15 protein-coding genes are annotated in these 17,478 nt (G+C 30.5%); 4 read left to right on the top strand and 11 right to left on the bottom strand.

Features of this window, described 5'->3' with window-relative positions; genetic code table 11:
* Positions 1 to 88: 88 nt before the first annotated feature.
* The 3 genes from FMM58_RS05300 to FMM58_RS05290 are packed head-to-tail and all read left to right on the top strand — an operon-like array spanning position 89 to position 1,979.
* Positions 89 to 682: an NUDIX hydrolase gene (locus tag FMM58_RS05300; protein ID WP_150139986.1), complete on the top strand. Its 594-nt coding sequence runs from the start codon at positions 89 to 91 to the stop codon at positions 680 to 682.
* A 9-nt stretch (positions 683 to 691) separates the two neighbouring features.
* Positions 692 to 1,027, top strand: coding sequence for a hypothetical protein (locus FMM58_RS05295; protein WP_150139985.1), 336 nt, complete (start codon positions 692 to 694; stop codon positions 1,025 to 1,027).
* Complete coding sequence (locus FMM58_RS05290) at positions 1,020 to 1,979, top strand: CobW family GTP-binding protein (RefSeq protein ID WP_150139984.1); 960 nt, start codon at positions 1,020 to 1,022, stop codon at positions 1,977 to 1,979. The genes FMM58_RS05295 and FMM58_RS05290 overlap by 8 nt, the downstream gene beginning before the upstream one ends.
* Before the next feature lie 2 nt (positions 1,980 to 1,981).
* Here the strand turns inward: FMM58_RS05290 and abc-f are convergent, their stop codons facing one another.
* From abc-f to pheS, 8 genes are all read right to left on the bottom strand, one after another.
* Positions 1,982 to 3,895 (bottom strand): ribosomal protection-like ABC-F family protein, encoded by a 1,914-nt coding sequence (gene abc-f / locus FMM58_RS05285; RefSeq protein ID WP_150180475.1) that lies wholly within the window; start codon positions 3,893 to 3,895, stop codon positions 1,982 to 1,984.
* Between the two features lie 6 nt (positions 3,896 to 3,901).
* Complete coding sequence (gene serA, locus FMM58_RS05280) at positions 3,902 to 5,485, bottom strand: phosphoglycerate dehydrogenase (protein WP_150139982.1); 1,584 nt, start codon at positions 5,483 to 5,485, stop codon at positions 3,902 to 3,904.
* A complete protein-coding gene (locus FMM58_RS05275) occupies positions 5,482 to 5,973 on the bottom strand; it encodes a hypothetical protein (protein WP_150139981.1) in 492 nt (163 codons plus the stop codon). Before FMM58_RS05275 ends, serA begins: the two co-directional genes overlap by 4 nt.
* 1 nt (position 5,974) lies before the next feature.
* Positions 5,975 to 7,642 (bottom strand): 30S ribosomal protein S1, encoded by a 1,668-nt coding sequence (locus tag FMM58_RS05270; RefSeq protein WP_150139980.1) that lies wholly within the window; start codon positions 7,640 to 7,642, stop codon positions 5,975 to 5,977.
* Between the two features lie 90 nt (positions 7,643 to 7,732).
* Positions 7,733 to 8,575: a 4-hydroxy-3-methylbut-2-enyl diphosphate reductase gene (locus FMM58_RS05265; protein WP_150139979.1), complete on the bottom strand. Its 843-nt coding sequence runs from the start codon at positions 8,573 to 8,575 to the stop codon at positions 7,733 to 7,735.
* 2 nt (positions 8,576 to 8,577) lie between these two features.
* Positions 8,578 to 9,849, bottom strand: a complete 1,272-nt coding sequence (aroA, locus tag FMM58_RS05260) for a 3-phosphoshikimate 1-carboxyvinyltransferase (RefSeq protein ID WP_150180474.1) — start codon at positions 9,847 to 9,849, stop codon at positions 8,578 to 8,580.
* On the bottom strand, positions 9,846 to 12,167 hold the full coding sequence (gene pheT / locus FMM58_RS05255; protein ID WP_150180473.1) for a phenylalanine--tRNA ligase subunit beta: 2,322 nt from the start codon (positions 12,165 to 12,167) through the stop codon (positions 9,846 to 9,848). Before pheT ends, aroA begins: the two co-directional genes overlap by 4 nt.
* Positions 12,164 to 13,156 carry a phenylalanine--tRNA ligase subunit alpha gene (gene pheS, locus FMM58_RS05250; protein ID WP_150180472.1) on the bottom strand — a complete coding sequence of 331 codons (993 nt, stop codon included), beginning with the start codon at positions 13,154 to 13,156 and terminating at the stop codon, positions 12,164 to 12,166. The genes pheT and pheS overlap by 4 nt, the downstream gene beginning before the upstream one ends.
* Before the next feature lie 124 nt (positions 13,157 to 13,280).
* Here pheS and FMM58_RS05245 point away from each other — a divergent pair, with 124 nt between their 5' ends.
* Complete coding sequence (locus FMM58_RS05245) at positions 13,281 to 13,646, top strand: histidine triad nucleotide-binding protein (RefSeq protein ID WP_150139975.1); 366 nt, start codon at positions 13,281 to 13,283, stop codon at positions 13,644 to 13,646.
* Here FMM58_RS05245 and mnmG read toward each other — a convergent pair whose 3' ends face one another.
* The 3 genes from mnmG to FMM58_RS05230 all read right to left on the bottom strand — a co-directional run bounded on the left by mnmG (position 13,647) and on the right by FMM58_RS05230 (position 17,456).
* Positions 13,647 to 15,509, bottom strand: a complete 1,863-nt coding sequence (mnmG, locus tag FMM58_RS05240; protein ID WP_150139974.1) for a tRNA uridine-5-carboxymethylaminomethyl(34) synthesis enzyme MnmG — start codon at positions 15,507 to 15,509, stop codon at positions 13,647 to 13,649.
* 75 nt (positions 15,510 to 15,584) lie between these two features.
* Positions 15,585 to 16,955 (bottom strand): methyl-accepting chemotaxis protein, encoded by a 1,371-nt coding sequence (locus FMM58_RS05235; RefSeq protein WP_150180471.1) that lies wholly within the window; start codon positions 16,953 to 16,955, stop codon positions 15,585 to 15,587.
* A 3-nt stretch (positions 16,956 to 16,958) separates the two neighbouring features.
* Complete coding sequence (locus FMM58_RS05230) at positions 16,959 to 17,456, bottom strand: PAS domain-containing protein (protein WP_150139972.1); 498 nt, start codon at positions 17,454 to 17,456, stop codon at positions 16,959 to 16,961.
* Between the last annotated feature and the right edge of the window lie 22 nt (positions 17,457 to 17,478).

Raw genomic sequence — 17,478 nt, 5'->3', positions numbered from 1 at the left:
GGTAGAGCATCTGACTCTTAATCAGGTGGCCGTTGGTTCGATCCCAACACGGGACACCACCTTCATGTTTTGTACCTAAGGACAAATAATGGCTTTTACAAATCTAAAAGAAGAAAATTTTACCGGGTCAAATTACATAAAACCAAAAAGATATAGCTATATAAGCAAGGGTAAGCTTTGTACTTGGGATTTTATACAACCAAAAGATAGCGTATCTGTTTTTTTATATCATACTAGCTTAAAAAGCTTTATTTTTGTAAGACAATTTAGAATTCCTATGTGGTTTCACCAAAATAACGATAAAAGCTATATAAAAGATGAAAATATGGGCTTTACTATAGAACTTTGTTCAGGTCTTGTAGATAAAAATTTAAGCCTTGAAGATATAGCAAAAGAAGAGTGCGTAGAAGAGGTTGGGTATTTGCCTAAGAATTTAGAAAAAATTGGAGATTTTTATACAGGTTTTGGTTCAGGCGTTAGCAAACAATCTTTCTTTTTTGCCAGCATTGATGAAAGTGATAAAATTTCAAATGGAGGTGGGGTTGATAACGAAGAAATTGAGATAATCTATGTTAAGGTTAATAAATTTGATGATTTTATTAAAAATCTTATTCATACTCCTTTATTAAATTTTGCTTATTTGTGGTTTATGAAGTATAAGGCTAAGGAATTTAATTTATAAGGTAATAAAATGTGTGTTTTATGTGGTGAAATGATAAGCTTTTTCCATTGGAGTGATACGAATTTTAAGGATAAAAAAAGCTTAATAACAGCTGGTGAAAATCAAAAAGATAGAATGAAAACTAGACTTCAAAAGGTAGCCATTTTAAATAAAATTTTAGAATTTTATGCCTTAAAACTTGCAGATTGGCAAGGAAGCAAATATATTTTAAGCAATAAAAAGGGTCAAAATGTTATCGTAAATGATTTAGGTGATTTATGGTTTAAGGCTAGTGAGCTTGAAAAATGCGAATTTGATGCCTTGGATGAGAATTTATTAAATTTTTTAAAAAGAAAAAATGCCTAAAATTTCAACTCATATAATAACTGGCTTTTTAGGTAGTGGCAAAACTACATTTTTACAAGAATTATTAAAAGATAAAAAAAATGAAAATATAGCAGTTATAGTTAATGAACTTGGTGAAATCGCCCTTGATGATATTTTGATTAAAAGCGAATTTGTAAGGGAAAAAACCTTGCTTTTAAATTCTGGTTGTATGTGTTGTAAACGCAGGGAAGACCTAGCCCTTAGCCTTAAAAATATACTAGATAAAATGGATTTAAACAATCAAAAATTACAAAGGGTTATCATTGAAACAACAGGTCTTGCAAACCCTGCCCCTATAATCTTTACCTTTTTAACCGACCCATTTTTAAGTAATCATTTTGAACTATCAAATATAATTACTTGCGTTGATGCGTTAAATGGCATAGAACATATTAAAAATAACGAAGAAGCTCTTAATCAAATAATTATAAGTGATTGTATTTTACTTACAAAATGTGATTTAAACCCAGATATAAATGAGTTAAGCAAGGTAATTAAGGGCTTAAATTCAAGCATACAACTCATAAAAAAAGCCGAATTTAACTTTGATGATTTAATTAACACAAAACACCAAGAAATTAATATTGAAGATACACAAAAACACAGCGACGATATAAATTCTCTTTGTTTTTATTTTGAAAATTTTATTGATTGGAATCTTTTTAGCATTTGGCTTAGTATGCTTTTGAATAAATATGGAGATAAAATTTTACGCGTAAAGGGCTTACTTGATATTGGAGAAAATACCCTTATTAACATAAACGGTGTAGGTCATTTAATCTATCCACCAACTCATATTAAAAGCGAAGAAAAAAACTCAAAACTAGTTTTTATAGCTAAGAATTTAAGCCTTGATAAAATAATTTTGTCCTTAGAATCTTTTTTAAACCTTAGTAAGCAAGAAGTAAAATTTAGGGTAGTTAAATTTTAAACTTATAAACTTTCGCTAAATTCTAAGACCTCAAAATATACGTTTTCTAAATTATTTAATTCGTTTTGAAGTGTTTTTAATTCTTCAAAAAGCTTATTTGTGTTTTCATAATCACTTGTTTTTGAAAGTTCTAAATTTAACTTTTTAATCTTTTTTTCTAAAAGTTCTATTTTTTCAGGGTATAAGTTTAAAATTTCATTTTGCTTATAGCTTAATTTTTTATTTTGTTTTTCTTTTATAGCACCTTTTTCTTTTTCTAAATTTAATACAAAATCATCAAATTCTCTTAGTTCAAATTCTCTTTCTAAATACTGAGTATAAGACATATGTTCTATATTAATAACACCATTTTCAAAGACATAAAGCTTGGTTGCTAATTTATCTACAAAATATCTATCGTGAGAAACAAAGATTAAAGCACCCTTAAATTCCATTAAATATTCTTCTAAAATATTTATAGTTGCAATATCTAAATCATTAGTAGGTTCGTCTAAAATAAGCACGTCGTAATCTTTTGTAAAAAGCAAGGCCAAGGCTACGCGATTTTTTTCTCCTCCACTTAGCACAGATACAGCTTGGCTTAAAAATTCCTTAGGAAATAAAAAGCTTTTCAAATAGCCATAAATATGCATATCATGGCCTCTAACCTGCACTCTATCCCCTCCATTTGGACAAAAAAGTTCTATTAAGCTTTTATCCGAATTTAACATAGCCCTTGCTTGGTCAAAATAACCTATCTTAATATCTGCATTTTTGATCTCGCCACTACTTAATTTATCTAAATTTAACAAAATCTTTAAAAAAGTAGATTTACCACAGCCATTTTGCCCGACAATGCCTATTTTTTCACCTTGCAAAATACGCGTAGAAAAGTTTTTAAATAAAATTTTATTATTTATGATTTTACTAGCATTAACTAGTTCAAAAATCATTTTTTGCTTATTAAAATTTGGTTTTTGAATACTAGAATTTGCCCTTAAAAGTTCTAGCTTTAATCTTTTTATTTCACCAGGATTTTTCTTTGCCTCCTCACGCATCTTAAAAATACGCTCCTTACGACCCTCATTTCTTTTTAACCTAGCCTTAACCCCTCTTCTTAACCACTCCTCTTCTGCTTTTAAATGCTTTATTAAGGTTTCATAGCTTTTTGATAAAGAGACTAGAATTTGTGCCTTTTTTTCTAAATAATAAGCATAACCTCCATTAAAAAAACTGATTTTACCACCTTCAATCTCAACGCAACGACTAGCGACATTATCTATAAAATATCTATCATGAGATATAAAAATAACGCAAATTTTTGAGTTTTTAAGCAATTTTTCTAAAAATTCACACATATAAACATCAAGGTGATTAGTTGGTTCATCAAGCAACAAAACATCAGGGTTTTGAAGTACTAAAATACAAAGATTAATCTTGCGAATTTCCCCACCACTTAAACTTGATATAGGTCTATTTTTATACTCAAAAAGCTTAAATTCCTTTAAAAAACGTTCTTTTTTTTGTTCTATATTCCAAGCATCCTTGCTTTCAATAAAATTAATTAAATTATTAATTTCTTTATGCAAATTCTTATTATCTAAATGTGTGGCAAGTTTTGCTTGTAGGTTTTCATATTTATTTAAGGCTTCATAAATTTCACTCAAATTTTTATTTATAAGTTCATCAAGGCTTAAATTTGTATTAAAATCAACTTGCTGAGCAAGCATTGCTATGCTTTTATCATTTTGCCTTATAATTCTTCCACTATCAAGCTGCAAGGTGCCAAAAATAGCCTTTAAAAGAGTCGATTTGCCCTCGCCATTTTTGCCTATAATGGCTATTTTTTCATTTTCATTAGCACTAAAATTTATCTCATCTAAAATAATTTTTTCGCCAAATTTTTTACTAGCTTTAATTAGTTCAATAAGTGCCATAAATGACTAAACTTCGACATATTTTACAAAAACACAAGCATCAAGTTCATTTAAAATATCAAGCACCTTTTGATTTATACACTCATCAACCAAAACAACAGCCAAAGCATAACCAAAGCCATCTCGTCCAAGCCTAAAATCAGCTATATTTATATTATTTTCAGCTAAAACTGAACTAATAGTAGCAATAACGCCTGGAATATCTTTGTTTTTAAAGACTAGCATTTTTCCCTTTGGCTTAAAATCCGTCTTAAAGCCATTTAAGGCAACAATTCTTTGTTCATCTTCGTTAAACACGGTGCCTGAAACACTAACCACACTATTATCAGTAGAAATTTTTACGCTTAATTTATTATTATAACCACTATTTGGCAAGGTTTCACAAGCTAATTCTATGCCCTTATCTTTTGCGATAAATTCAGCATTTACATAATTAATAGTCTCGCCTAAAATGCTATTTAAAGCCCCCACTGCTGCAAAGGTAAGCATTGAATTTGTATACTCGCCTATTTTACCCTCTGCTTCAAGTTTTATACTTTTTATAGGACTTTTATCAAGCTGGGCTGCTAGAAATGCCATTTTAGAAACAAGTTCTATATAAGGTTCCACAAAAGGAGGCAAATCCTCTGTTTTTATAGGCAAATTTAAAGCATTTGCAAAAACTATGCCTCTAGCTGCATTTAAGGCATTTTCACAGGCTTGTATGGCGATATTTTCTTGACTTTCTAAGGTATTTGCCCCAAGGTGAGAGGTAACTGAAATATTTTCAAATTCTAAAAGTGGGTGATTTGTGGCTGGTTCTTTTTCAAAAACATCAATGCCAAGCCAAGCAATTTTACCACTTTTTAAACCCTCACAAAGTGCTTCTTCTGTGTATAAACCACCTCTAGCACAATTTATAAGGCGAATTTTATCTTTCATTTTAGCTAATTCATTAAGCCCTATCATGCCATTAGTTTCTTTAGTTTTTGGGGTATGAATGGTTATAAAATCACTTTTTGTTAGAATTTCATCTAAGTGTTTAACACAAGTCATTTCTAAATCTGTAATCTTAGATGCTGGAATATAAGGGTCATAAGCAATAATATTCATTCCAAAGGCCTTTGCACGAACAGCTACTCTTGAACCTATATTTCCAAAGCCTATAATGCCTAGAGTTTTATCTTTTAACTCAATGCCGTACCATTTTTCACGTTCCCATTTTCTTTCAAATTTTAAAAAATTATGAGCGTTTACAAAACTTCTTGCCGAAGTTAAAAGGTGTGCCATGGTAAGTTCTACTGCTGCAATGGTATTTGCAGTAGGTACATTCATAACGATTACGCCTCTTTTAGAACAATTTTGTATATCTATATTATCTACTCCAACACCTGCGCGAACGACAGCTTTAAGCTTATTTGCATGGCTTAAAAATCTATCATCAACATCTGTTGAACTTCTAGTAATGGCAACATCAACATCTTTTAATAAGGGCATTAAATCATCTTTTGAAAGCTTTGTAGCATCGATAAGCTCGATATCTTCGGCATTTCTTAAAAGTTCTACTCCCTTATCTAAAATCGCATCACATACTATAATCTTCCTTTTCATAACCATATCTCCTTAGCCTGGGTATTAATTTTATATTTTTTAAGTTCTTGTATAATCTCATCAATTAGCTTTTTATTGCCTGTATCTATGAAAATTTCAGGGCTTTCTCCTGATTTTACTAAAAAATATTTTACATTAAAAGAATTTAAAATCTGCCTTAAACAAAACATAGAATAAATATCATATTTATTTACGATAAGTTGAAAATATTGATTCTTCTCTTTTAACTCGCTTGTGTCTGCGTCAAAATAAAGGCTATATTGTTCTGCTGCGGGTACAAAGTCCTTAGTAGTCCATTGAGAAAGTTCTCTTTGCCAAGCATTTTCATCATTTTCTTGCTTTATTAAAGCAGTGCTTGTATTTTCATCGTGAGTAAAACGAGGCAAAGAATTTGCACTAGCCCTAAATTCCCATAATAAATAAAAAACAACAAATAATAAAATACATAATAAGGCGATTAAAATCCCAAAAAGGGTATATTTTTTCATCTTAACTTAGCTGGTCTTTTATAATATCACCTAGGGTCATTTTATCATCGCTATTAATCTCATTTAAGGCCTCGCGTTCTTTCATCTTAACCAAATTCTTAACGCTTAAACGAATTCTATTTTTCTTTTCATCTATAAATACAATAGCTGCTTCAATTTCTTCTCCAACGCTTAATTTTTCAAGCATTGAAGCACTAATATCTTCTTTATGAATTAAAGCATCGACATTTTTGTTAAGTTCAACAAAAACACCAAAATCTTTAATATCCCTTATAATGCCCTTTACTATATCTCCTACCTTATGCGTTTGAGAATAAGTACCTGCCGGACTTTCGTTTAATTCTTTAGTACTAAGTGAAATTTTTTGATTTTCTTCATCGATTTTAATAATTTTAACCTTAATACTATCTCCAACCTTAAATAAATCCTTGCACTTATCACTTCTATTCCAAGAAGCATCCTCGTTATGTAATAAGCCTTCTATATAATCAAGCTTTATAAAGGCCCCAAAGGCTGTTATAGAAGTTACAACGCCTTCTAAAATATCACCTACCTTGTGATTTTTAACAAAATTATCAAAAGGCTTAGCAAGTAAATTTCTCAAAGAAACCCTAAGGCGTCTGTTTTCTGGATTTATTTCAATCACTTCAACATCTATTTCTTGACCCTTGCTTATATAATCCTTTGGATTTTTAATATTTTTATCCCAAGAAATTTCGCTAATATGCAAAAAGCCCTCTATATCATTGCCTAAATCCACGAAAGCCCCGTAAGGTTCGATATTTGAAACTATAACCTTAATGGTATCGCCGATCTCTAAGCTATCCTTTATCTCGCTCCATGGATCAGGCAAGGCCGCCTTTATAGAAAGTGAAAGGTGTTTTCTATCTTTATCATACTTAATCACCTTAACAGGCACTTTATCGCCTTCCTTATATAAAGCACTAGGATTTACAGGTCCCTTATAAGAAACCTCGCTATAATGCACTAGCCCATCGACCCCACCAACATCAACAAACATTCCATAAGTAGTTATTTTTTTAATCGTTCCTTCAATGGCACCTTCTTGTTCTACTACATTATTAATAACTTCTTTGCGTTTTTTTCTTTCATCATCTAAAATTCTTTTCCTTGAAATAACTATACTTTGGGCATCTTCATCAATTTTAAGAATTTTAACCTTAAAGCTTTTTCCTATGATATTATTTGATTCCTTAAAGCCATATTGAGATTTTGGTAAGAAAAATTCAACGCCCTTATCATCAACACAAACTAATCCACCCTTATTTTTACCAACAACCTTAACATCAAAAATTTGTTCACTATCTTCTTTGTAGTTTTTAATAAATTCAACTACCTTTTCTTTTCTTAAAGCCTTTTTATGTGAAAGCAGTGCTTTACCACCACGTGAGCCAACTACAGCTACCTTAATCAAATCGCCCTTATTAAAGGTCAAAGTCCCATTTTCATCTTGTATTTCACTAATAGCTAAAATACCTTCTGATTTCTTGCCTATATCAACATACACTTCATCGTTTTTAATATCTACAATCTTACCCTCAGTAGTATCAGATCTAGATTTATTAAAAGCATCTAAAACCTGTCCAAAATCGACATCTTCTTGATACTCATAGTCATTTGTTTGAACTTCTTTGTTCGCCTCATTCATCGTGGTCCTTTTAAAAAAATGAAAAATTCCTTGTATTTTACACTAAAATTCTTTAAATAGCGTTAATTTTACTTGATTTTTTTGAGTATTTTATAAATTTTCTTCAATTTCAAAGCTCTCAATTTTATCAATTACCTTTTGAATAATCCACTCAGGCGTAGATGCCCCAGCACTGATTCCACAATGTTTTTTGTTCTTAAACCAAGTTTTTTTGAGCTCAAATTCATTTTCTATTAAATAACTTTTTTTGCAGTATCTTTTAGCTATCAAAAAAAGTTGCTTTGTATTTGCAGAATGCTTTCCACCTACAATGATAACAATATCGCTTTTCTTAGCTAAATTTGTAATGGCTTCTTGATTTTTAAAGGTAGCATCGCAAATTGTGTTAAAAACGCGAACTTCCTTTACCCTTAGCATTAAAAAATTTACTATCTCTATAAATTCTTGGATTTTTTTTGTAGTTTGACTTACGACAGCTATTTTGCTAGGTAATTTTACATTTTCAAGTTCTTTTTTATTTAATACCACATAAGCCTTAGTGCTAACATAGCTTTTAACACCCTTTACCTCGGGGTGATTTTCATCGCCAAAAATTACCACCTCATAGCCTTCCTTACTCATTTCTTCGCAAATTCTTTGAGGTTTTAAAACAAAGGGGCAGGTTGCATCATAAATTTCAATATCTTTTTTTTGAAGTTCAGCCAAATCATCCTTTGTAATGCCATGAGTTCTTATAATAGCCTTTTTTTCATCGCTTAATTCTCTAATATCCTTTAAGGTTTTTACATTAAAATTTTTAGCTAGTCTTTTTATCTCTTCGTTATTGTGTATCAAAGGTCCTATGGTAGCCGCATTTTTTATCCTTTCAGCCTTTACAATAGCCCTTTTTACCCCGGGACAAAAACCATAATTTTTAGCAAGTTCTATTTTCATTTTTATTTATTTAAGCTTTTTAAAAGTTCCTTAAAATTTGGAAAAGAGGTTTTTATACACTCATCATCTTCAATATAAGCCCCACAAACTAAGCCTAAAATAGCAAAACTCATAGCAATTCTGTGGTCTCCAAAGCTATTAACTCTTGCAAATTTAGGTCTTCCTCCAATTATCTCAAAGCCATCATCTAACTCATTTACCTCAATCCCAAAGGCCCTTAAATTTGTAACCACACAAGAAATTCTATCACATTCTTTAACCCTTAATTCCTTTGCATTACTTAAAATGCTTTTTCCTTTTGCCATGGCAAAGGCTATTGCAAGGCCGGGTGCCTCGTCTATCAACCAAGCTATATTTTCACTAACTTCAATGCTTGATAAGTGGCTACTTTTAGCTATTATATCTCCAACTATTTCAAAATTTGTATTTTTATCAACGATAAATTCTATATTTGCACCCATTTTTTGCAATACCTTATAAGCTTCAATACGAGTAGGATTAAGCAAGATATTTTTAAGCCTTATCTTCGAATTTGGTATTATTAGGGCTGCTAAAATAAAATAAAAAGCAGAAGATGGGTCATTTGGGATAGTAATATTAAGTGGACTTAAAGGCTTATTTAGTGGCGAAATTTCAATACTTAGTTCATCTTGTGAAATTTTTAAAGGAGCGTTCATAGCCTTTAACATATTTTCACTATGATTCCTACTTAAACTAACTTCTTTAAATTTACTAACCTCACTTGCCTTAAACCCCGCTAAAATCATAGCTGTTTTAACCTGTGCTGATGAAATTTTACTTTTATAATCAAAGGCTTTTAAGTCTTGTCCTATTATGCAAAGTGGGGCTAAATTTGCATTGTCCCTTCCATAAATAACTGCCCCTATCTCACTTAAAGGCTTACTAATTCTTTTCATAGGTCGATTATTTAAATACTTATCCCCACTTAATACAAAAAAGCCCTTAATTCCACTTAATAAGCCTATCATTAAACGCATAGTTGTGCCTGAATTTCCACATTCTAAGATAGAATTTGGCGATGTAATTGTGCTTGGTGGATTTATTATAACTTCATCTTTTTTGCGTTTTACCTTAGCCCCTAAGGATTTTACAATATCTAAGCTATGGAGTGTATCTTGTGCTAATAAATAATTTTTAGCCCTACTTTGTTCGCCAGCTAAAAGAGAAAAAATCGCAAAACGATGACTAATACTTTTATCAGATGCTATATTTTCTATAATTTTATTAAATTTTTTTAAAGGCTTTACTTTCATCTTAGTTTTAACTCCAACTCTTTTAATTTTTCTAAAATTTTATCTATACAAAGGCTTACTTCTTCATCTTCTAGGGTTCTTTCTAAATTTCTAAAAGAAAAATTTATAGTCAAACTGTATTCATCTTTTAAATTCTCATCGCTATAAATATCAACTATTTTAAAATGTTCTAAAATATCTAAATTTAAGTTTTCAATGGCATTTTTAATATTTTCATAAACATAACCCTTTGGAATTAAAACGCTTAAATCCCTATTTATGCTTGGAAATTTAGAATAAGGCTTAACATTTTTATGCTTTAATCTTAAAAATTTCGTCTCAAGTTCGCAAACATAGGTTTTTAACAAATCTTTTTTATTTTCTAAACCCAAATGCAAACGTCCTACAAAACCTGCCCTTTGTCCTTTTATATAAATATCAGCTTGTTCAAAGGAGCTTAAAAAGCTATGTTTTGATTCTTTTAAGCTAAAATCCCCTACTATATTTTTTATATCTGTTAAAAAATCATAAAAATTTACAAGTTCGGGTTTAGCATGGTTTTTAATACCTGCTTCTTCTTTAAAACCACAATGTATAAAGGCTAAATGGTGAATTTCATTAGCATCTTTATCAAAACAAGCCCCTGATTCAAAAAGTTTAATAATCTTTTTAGAATTTTTTATATTAAAACTTGCTGCATTTAAAAGGTGGTTTAAAAGCGTACTTCTTAATGCATTTAATTCATTTGTGATAGGATTGATTAGTTTTAAATTAACCCTTTCAAAACCAAGTTCGCTAAGTTCGCTTTCATTATCTAAAACATAGTGCAAACTCTCAAAATAGCCATTGCTAACTGCTCTTAATCTTAAATTCATTAATTCTTTATATAGCTTAAAGGTATCATTTATCCTATTTGTTTCTACAAATTCAAGTGGCTTTGAAGTAATATTATCAATGCCTATAATGCGAACTATTTCTTCGCAAATATCAGCTAAATTTTTAATATCACTTCTGTGAAGTGGGGCTTTAACATTGATAGGTCCTTCATTTGCTACTATTAGGGTAAAACCAAGTTTTTTAAGGATTTTAAAAATTTCATCTTTGTGAACTTCTTGCCCTATGATTTTATTTATAATATCGATATTTACGGCAATTATTGGATTTTCTTTATATTCTAAAAAGTGTTGCGATGAACTATAAATCATAATATCAGGGGAGCTATCAAGGTTTTTAAGTAAAAAATTCATACCCAAACTTAAATTTGGCTCACTTCCTCTAAAACTCCTATAAAGTGAGTTTTCATCGTGCTTTTTATAAGAATTTTTTGCTAAAGCAATGGAAACTGGGTCCGTATAATTTGCCTCTATAATGACAATTTTTTCTTCTTCATTTAAAAGCAGTTTTTCACTTTGAAAAATTCCACTTACACTTAGCAATTTTTCATCACAAAGCACCTTTGTAGCACCATTTTCATCCTTATTTAAATGAAGAGTTATTTCTTTGCCATCCTTACTCAATGTATTAAAATCATAGGCATTAAATAAAACGCCTGTTGAATACGTGGCGTAATTAAGCACATTTTCAATAGAATTTTTACCTAAAAACTCAATTTGTGCTAATCTTAAACGCATTAATAAGCTAACATTAACATTATTTTTAATCTCAATCGCCCTATACATAAAAAGCGAATTTATATCCTTTTGAGTGATAATCCTTAGCACTCTGCCTATACCTAATACATTATCGCTTTCGTTAAATTCAGCATTTTTCTTAAATTCTAAATTCCAAACCGTGGCTAAATCCCTTGCAATGCCATAAATGCTTAAACAATCGCCTCTATTTGGCGTTAATTCTACCTCGATTATAAAATCATTAAAAAGACTATATTCATTTAAAGGCTTGCCAAGTTCTAATTTTCCAATGCTTTCATCTAAAACCATAATGCCATCATTAATCTTGGCAAAACCAAGCTCACTTGATGAACAAATCATTCCACAGCTTTCAATACCTCTTAATTTTGCCTTTGAAATTTTCATACCATTTGGCATTATAGCACCCTTTAAAGCCACTGCTACAAACTGCCCAGTCTCTACATTTGGAGCCCCGCAAACAATTTGTAAAATTTCACTACCTATATCAACCTTAGTAACATTTAATTTATCTGAGTCTTCATGCTTAAATTTTTCCTTTACAAGCCCTATTACTACTTTATCAGGTGCCCTTAAATGAGTAGCACTATCAACTTCTAAGCCAAGGGAATTTAAGGTCTTGCTAAGCTCATTTAAACTTTTATATTCTACATCTATCCATTCATTTAACCAAGTTTTTGTAATTATCATCTAAATTGCTCCAATAACCTTAAATCTCCTTCAAACAAAGACCTTAAATCAGGAATTTGATGAAGTAGCATCGCAAAACGTTCAATCCCAAGTCCAAAGGCATAACCACTAACATTTTTATAAGAAACAAAATCATATACATTAGGATCAACCACCCCACAGCCCAAAACTTCAAGCCAACCAGTGTGCTTACATACCCTACAACCATTTTGCTTACAAAAAACACAACTTATATCAACTTCTGCAGAAGGTTCTGTAAAAGGAAAAAAGCTAGGTCTAAAACGAATTTTAACATCTCCAAACATGTAATGTAAAAATTCTTCTAAAACACTTTTTAAATTTGCAAAATTTACCCTTTGTCCTTCTTCTACTACAAGCCCTTCTACTTGGTGAAACATAGGGGTATGAGTTATATCAAAATCCCTTCTAAAAACAGCCCCCGGTGCTATCATGCGAATGGGTGGTTTTTGACTTAGCATAGTGCGAATTTGAACAGGAGAAGTTTGAGTTCTTAAAAGTCTTTTATCATCAAAATAAAAGGTATCTTGCATATCTCTTGCTGGGTGAGTAATAGGCAAATTTAAGGCTTCAAAATTGTGAAAATCATCTTCTATTAATGGACCACTTTCAACGCTAAAATTTAAAGAAACAAAGTATTCTATAATCTTATCCATGGTAGCCATAATAGGATGCAAGGCCCCTGTTTTAACATTTTCATCAAAATAATGAAAACTCATTGCATCTTTTTGCATTTTTGCTTCAAGTTCTATATCTTCAAGTTGCTTAATCTTTAAATTTAAGGCCTTGTTAAAGCTTTCTTTTTGCTCATTTAAACTTACAGCAACTTCCTTTTTTTTCTCATTATCTAAATCTTTTAATTTAGCAAATTCTTGCGTTAAAATGCCCTTTTTTCCAAGTACAAAAACCCTAAGTTCTTCCAAGTCCTTTAAAGTTTGACATTCTAAGACCTTTTTTATTAACTCTTGCAATGATAACCCTTTAAATTTTTGTTTTAAATGCTAATTTTATTAAAAACTAATTTAAATTAAGCATAAAAATTTAACTTATTTAAAGTATAATTATGCAAAATTCATTTTCAACAAAGGATAAACGATGAGAGAAAAAACCATTTTTGAACTGATAATTGAGGGTAAATTACCTTCTAATAAAGTCTTAGAAGATAATGATTTTCTAGCCTTTCATGATATTCACCCAAGGGCTCCTATTCATATTTTAATTATCCCTAAAAAGCATTTTAAAGATTTCCAAGAATTTAAACCTGAACTTATGGCAAAAATGACTAAATTTATACAAGAATTAGCTGTTTTACTAGGCGTTGATAAAAGTGGTTATCGTTTAATTACAAATTGTGGTAAAAATAGTGGACAAGAAGTTTTTCATCTGCATTTTCATTTATTAGGTGGTATGAAATTACCTCACGATAAGGAAGAAAAGGCAAATCCACAAACCTTATTTTAATTATTTTTTGTGCATTTTAATATGAATTTGTAAAATATCAAGTGCTGCAGGGGTTATACCACTGATTTGAGAGGCTGCAAAAAGGGTTTGAGGACGAAATTTTTCAAGCTTTTCTACAACTTCATTACTAAGCCCACTTAATGCCTTAAAATCAAAATTTTTAGGGATTTTTAAAGATATTAAGCCTTTCATTTTTTCAACTTGAAGCTTTTGTATGCAAATATAATGATAATACTTTGCCTCGTTTAAAATTTCATTTAAAGAATAATTATCCATATTTTCAAACATTGTATCAAGTTTTTTTAGCTTATCTATGTTAAAACTTATCCTTGCTACTATTTTTTGCAAACTTATTATAGAAGTAATTTTTTCTTCATTTATACTGGCTAAAAAAGCGTTATTTTCATTATTTGGGGTTAATTCTTTATTAAGTAAAAAATCCATTGCCTTATTTAAATTTGAGCGAATATTTTTAATAAAATTAAATTCATCATCGCTTAAAAGTCCAAAATTATAAGCATATTCTCCAAGCCTTAAAATAGCATTTTCCTCTCTTAAAAGCAGTCTAAATTCAGCCCTTGAAGTAAACATTCTATAAGGTTCTTTTGTCCCCTTTGTAACTAAATCATCAATCAAAACACCTATATAGGCCTCGTCCCGTCCTAAAATAAAGGCATCTTTTTTATCAATTGCTAAACTTGCATTAATACCTGCCATAAAGCCTTGTGCTGCTGCTTCTTCATAGCCTGTAGTACCATTAATCTGCCCTGCACAATATAAATTTTTAATTTTCTTAGTTTCTAAGCTATGATAAAGTTCAGTGGGCTCAATATAATCATACTCAATAGCATAGCCAAAACGCGTAATATCAGCATTTTCAAAGCCCTTTATACTTCTTAGCATTGAAATTTGCACATCATAAGGCAAAGAGGTTGAAAAGCCATTTATATAATATTCTGTCGCATCCTTAGTTTGTGGTTCTATAAACAGGTGGTGGCTTTCTTTGTCACTAAATCTATTAATCTTATCTTCAATACTAGGACAATACCTAGGCCCCACCCCTTCAATTTGCCCTGTAAAAAGTGGAGCCCTATAAAAATTTGACCTGATTATTTCATGAGTATTTTTATTTGTTCTTGCTATATAGCAAGGAAGTTGAGTGGGATTAAAATTTTTGGAACGAAAACTAAAAGGCTTTGGATTCTCATCCCCATTTTGAAGTTCTAAAACGCTAAAATCAATACTTTTTGCATTAACCCTAGGACAGGTACCAGTTTTCAAACGACCCATTTTAAGCCCACTTTGTTTTAAAAAATTGCCTAAATTTATAGAGGCTAATTCCCCAACCCTACCTGATTCAAGCTTATTTTCTCCTATGTGTATAAGCCCATTTAAAAAGGTGCCTGTTGTAAGAATTATTTTTTTAGCTAAATAATTATTTTGTAAATTTGTGCTAAGGCCTTTAACTTCGTTATTTTCAATGATCAAAGAAAGAACTTGTTCTTGAGAAATATCTAAATTTTTAAGCCTTAAAAGCTTGTTTCTGGCTATTATTTTATATTGGTCCATATCAATTTGAGCCCTGCTACCCCTAACAGCTACACCCTTACTTTCATTTAAAATACGAAATTGAATTCCTGCTTCATCGGTAATTAAGGGCATTAAGCCACCAAGTGCATCAAGTTCTTTAACCAAATGCCCCTTAGCAAGTCCTCCTATTGCAGGGTTACAACTAGCAGCTGCGATTTGTTCTATCAAGGTAGTTAAAAGCAGTGTTTTTTTACCCATTTTAGCACTTACCCAACTAGCCTCTATACCAGCATGACCCCCACCTATAACTATAATATCGTAATTATTTTGCATATTTATCCTAAATTTATTTAAAGATTGCGATTATAATATATTTTTAACTAAATTTGACTTAATAATTAAGCTTAATCATTCTTTTAATTTTCTTAAAAGTTCGTTACTTTGTTCTTCAAGTATCTTTATGTCTTTAAGTATCAAATCACAAGCATTTTGGTCAATCGTTAACTTAGAAGTACTAATTGCTTCTTTTGCCTTGCTTTGTATGATATTTTTACTAGTGTTAAATTCTTCTTCGCTAACATATTCAAAGATAACTTCTTTTGCCTTTTTTTCGTTGCAAAATTTAGAAATAGGGTCGATACTTAAACAATCAAAGTCCTGCGTTCCATTTAAACTTAAATACACATTTGATTTATATAAAATATGATCAAGCTTTAAAACAGATAAAACAAGCCTTTTTGCAAAGGCATTAAAGCCACCAAAAAGCGATGAACTATGATTTTCAAGCCTAGAAAAGGCGTGAGAAAAATTATTTATCTTTTCTTCTGCATTTTTTACTATATCAAAAATTTGTTGGCTATTTTCTTGTATACTTGTAAAATCTTGTTGCATGGTTTGAATGCCTATGGCTATTTCATTTGTTGATTTTTGCGTTCTTTCTGAAAGCTGTCTTACTTCATCAGCCACCACTGCAAAACCTCTGCCATGTTCTCCTGCTCTAGCCGCCTCAATTGCTGCATTAAGGGCAAGTAAATTTGTTTGAGAGGCTATATCTTTGATAACATCAACGATTGAAACTATATTTTGAGAATTTACCCCAAAAGTTTCCACGCTTTGCTTACTTGAATCTACCATATCTAAAAGTGAAGTTATAGAACTTTGTAATTCATCAACATCCTTGCCATTTTCATTAGATACCTCGGTTATTGAATTTACCACCTTATGCACATCTTGCATATAAACAATATCTTTATTTAGGGTGTCTGAAATTTCAACCATATCTTTATTTTGATTACTTAGGCTTAAATCCATTAAGGACTTTGAAAGGGCATTTTTTACACTTGATTTTGAAGTAAGTTCTATATTATCAAGGGCCTCGTTTATAAAATCAATATTATGGGCAAAAATTCCCTTTAAACCTTGTGGCAATGCCTTTCTATAAAATTCATGTCTTTGAGAGCACATAATAGAGGTATTAATCTCTCTTAAATACGCCTCAAGTTCGTCTATCATATCATTTAAACAATTTGCAATAGTAGCTAACTTTTTATCCTTGCTACTAGTATAAACAACCCTGCTGTCGAAATTTCCTTGCTGTAATTGCTTTGAAAGGGTTAAAATTTTATCTATCATGCTTTGCGAATTCGAATAATAAAACAAAGTATATATAAACAAAGAAAGCAAAAGTATAAAAAATACTAAACAAATATAAGCATTAAAAAAACTAGATACAATACCACAAAAACTAAGCACTAAGCCTAAAATAATAAGATTTTTCATTTTTTACCTTGCGTTTTTTTGTAAGTGTAAGATTAATTGATTATAGGTCATTTTATGCGAATTTACCACCTCTAACAAGGTATCAACACCTGCTTTTATGCCACCCTTGCTTTCAGCTTCAAGCATAGAAGAATAAAGCTTTTCTATGATAGGCAAGGCCTTTCTATTTGGGGCACGGCGAACAGAATAATAATTTATAATTTCTTTACTTTCATTAAAAGAAGCCGTGATATTTGCAAATACCCAGTAAAACTGCCCACTTTTAGCCTTATTTTTCACAAAGGCAAAAATTTCATTGCCTTGTTTAATATAATCCCATAAACATTTAAAAACAGCCTTTGGCATATCTTTATGGCGTACTATATTGTGAGGTTTGTATAAAATTTCTTTTGTTGTGTAACCTGCGTATTTTAAAAAGTCTGAATTTGCATAAATTATATCGCCTTTTAAGTTTGTTTTTGAGGTTATTAAAGTATCATCAGCTACGATAATTTCATCCATGGTAAGCCTTTAAATTTTAATA

It is taken from the genome of Campylobacter sp. LR291e (genome assembly GCF_008633915.1).
Classification (GTDB): Bacteria; Campylobacterota; Campylobacteria; order Campylobacterales; family Campylobacteraceae; genus Campylobacter_D.
Note: the sequence above shows the minus strand (reverse complement) of the source record. Positions and strands in the feature narration are given on the sequence as shown.